This is a genomic window from Moorena sp. SIO4A1 (assembly GCF_010672065.1).
Lineage (GTDB): Bacteria > Cyanobacteriota > Cyanobacteriia > Cyanobacteriales > Coleofasciculaceae > Moorena.
Genome location: NZ_JAAHHX010000217.1, coordinates 1 through 3005 on the forward strand (window position 1 = coordinate 1; position 3005 = coordinate 3005).

Genomic DNA, 3005 nt, shown 5'->3' on the forward strand with positions numbered 1-3005 from the left:
CATGCCGCCAGATTGTTCCGACCCCGTTGGCATGCTCCTTTAACCAACCAAAAATGAGAAATATTGTGGAAAACAAGTCCAATCACTTTAGCTTCGTTGGTTTTCCTGATTTAGATGCGATTGCCCTATCAATAGTAGTCACTGTAGCACTTAAAGGTTGATCTGGGTCTGAATCAAGAAATACCTTAGCTTTCTGTCCTACTCGAATTTTGCCAATATCTCCTTGAGGAACGTATCCTCGTAGATAAACATTGTTGGGATCGATCACCGTTAAGAGTGTTTGACCAGCACTAACTATTTCTCCCGGTTCAACCAGACGAGTAATAACCACACCATCAATGGGACTGGCAATTTTCAGATCACTTATTTTGCTTTTAATCTCTTGTTGGAAAGCTTTGGCAATCTCAACTTCAGCTTGAACCATAGCCAGTTGTAAACGAGCCTGGGCTAACTGAGTTTGTAATCTGCTCAGTTGAGCGTTGATAATCTCTGGGTTGAGAGTAGAGGTTTGGGCTTGTACTAACTGACCCTGTGCTACATTTACTAATTTGCCGATAGCATTAACTGATGCTTGACTTGCTTTAACAGTTGCTTGGGCTTTTTCAAACGTTGTCTGAGCTTGGTCAAATCGTTGTTTGCTTACGGCTCCCTGCTCCACCAATTGAGCAAAGCGATCGCGATTAGCTTTTGCTAAGTTTAATTCAGATTGAGCTTCTTCTAACTTAGCAAACGCTTGATTAAGTTGAGCAACATTAGCTGCAACTGATGCCTCAGCTTGTAAGACTTGACCTCTGGTATCTTCTTGTGCTTTTTTGAGATTTAGCTGCACCTCCAGAATTTGACTTTCGACTAAATTGATTTGCAGACGGGCTTTAAGTTCCTGTTGCTGAGCAGAAACTAAACGAGCAGTAGCACCTTTTAACTGAGCTTGAATTTCTTGATCGTCAAGCCGCACAATGTTCTGATCTTTGTTTACTTCTTTCCCTTCCTGCACAGCTACAAAATTAACTCTACCTCCAACTTTCGTCCCAATATCAGTTTCGTCCCCCTCAATCCGACCACTTAGTGGGATTGTTCTATCTTGGGATGTTGATACAAAATACTTGCTTGACACAGCTATCCCAGCTAGGATTAAACCCAATAGGCTCAGTAGTAAAGGATAAATTTGCCGCTTCGGCTTGATAGTTTCCTGATTTTTGGCATTTTATTGATGATCTAAAAATAGAGATTTATCCATAAAGACTTATTTTTTTTGTTTATCACAAATAAATGGGGACTAAAATTTTAACTTATAGCACTAACCATTAAGGGTAGGACATTGATACAAGCAGCAAAAGCTGTTCTAGGAAACTATTGCCTATTGCTAGCATGCCTATTGCCTTGCGCGTAGCGCTATAACATGTCTGACAAGTTTCCTATCAGTCACCCTAGTAGGGGGCTAATGGTATTTGCTTCACCGATTGTATTTAAAATACTAACCTTGTGATTCTATGGGCACCAAACCTAACCAACGAGGGTGCGCTGAAGGCATTACAACTCCTTCAACACCAGTTAGTCTAGACTCCAGAATAATGACTTATATAATCAACGTTATTCGTTAAAAAATGACTTGTATTACCGCAGTGCTGACTATTGGTTTCAGACATCCTCTTAGGGAATATTTAGCGATAAATCAACACTTAATACTCAATTTTAAAACACCAAATCACCTGCGTCAACCCGGAGATTACCTATTTTCCAACCTAGAGAAATTGGTCCATTCCCATTAACTGGTTTGTACAGATCAAGGTGTTTTGACCAGTCATGTTTTATCCCATTTCGCGTCAGACTTGGCAAGTCATTTTTAGGATTGTAGGTCAGTTTAAGACTCTCACCAGTGCTACCAATCCACTGCACTTTACCTATGGCAATTTCACGTAAATCTAACTGACTTTTTGTCTTAACTGCCTGTTTAAAATCCTCATAGTTACCATGAGATTCCTCCTCTCCTACTTCTAGAGCAAAGCCAGCATAGCTATTGCCTAGGGGTGTTGCCTTCAGAGTTTTTTCCTGACTATAGAGCTGGGCGAATTTCTGGTTGGGTATAGCCACCTCAGTATAGGTATCCAAATTAATCGAGCGAATCGCTAACCAGGTTTTCTCCAGTTTAAAGAACCAAATCCCATCTTCTATTTCTGCTTGAGCCGTCTTAGGTAATTGGAAAAAGAATGGTCTATCCGTAGCTGGTCTTAACCAAAGAACTAGGTTACGGTATTGCCCAACTTGGTCGCCCTGATTTTTTCCTGGCTTCACCCAATCACCACCAGTATTAGCAACAAAAAAATCTACACCCCGCTCTTGATTGTATGCCATTAGCTTGAATGGTCCGACATCACCATCGGGGAACTCACCCGCCAAACTCCCCAACTGATAGGTATGACCAAAGAAGGTGGTTTCCCAATATCCTGGTTTGTCCTCACCTCCAGCTTTCCAATTTTCATAGACTGGTTTACTAGCCAGGATTTCCACAGGCTTCTGAAACTGCTTACGAGCTAACTTTACCACCGCCTGGGGAGGTCGATAGGCGCTAGTAATTACGTGAATTACATCCCGTTCTGGCTTAGGATTCACTAAGGTAACATCGCCAAAATAAAGCCAGAACAGACGGGCAGCACTGGCTCCGTATACCACATTACTTTTGCCGTAATCCCGCTTAGTCGGTCCGCCAAAACCACCTCGATAATATTTCACTGCTGCCGCCGCTGACATCCAATCTAGAGCCGCTTTCGCCAGTTGTTTCACCTCCGGCTCCTTCGCAAAGTCGTAGAGATTTAGATAAGCCGCAAAGGTGTGACCATGGTAAGTCTCTGAATCCCACTCTCCCATACCAATGTTGTAGAGCGCCCAGACATAGCGCTGAATTTTCTTTTTATACAGACGCCTAGTCTCTTCATTTCCGGTTTCCTCCGCCATCAGATAAACGGAAATCTCTCGCATTGCCCGGAGATTGTCCGTGTTGCGTCCAT

At 42.6% G+C, this 3005-nt stretch carries 2 protein-coding genes; both read right to left on the bottom strand.

Going from position 1 to position 3005, the window contains the following annotated elements; translation table 11 throughout:
- Positions 1–82 precede the first annotated feature (82 nt).
- Positions 83–1114 (bottom strand): HlyD family efflux transporter periplasmic adaptor subunit, encoded by a 1032-nt coding sequence (locus F6K53_RS36390; protein ID WP_293074935.1) that lies wholly within the window; start codon positions 1112–1114, stop codon positions 83–85.
- A 578-nt stretch (positions 1115–1692) separates the two neighbouring features.
- The coding region (locus tag F6K53_RS36395; RefSeq protein WP_293084319.1) for a hypothetical protein at positions 1693–3005 on the bottom strand (1313 nt) is incomplete at its 5' end.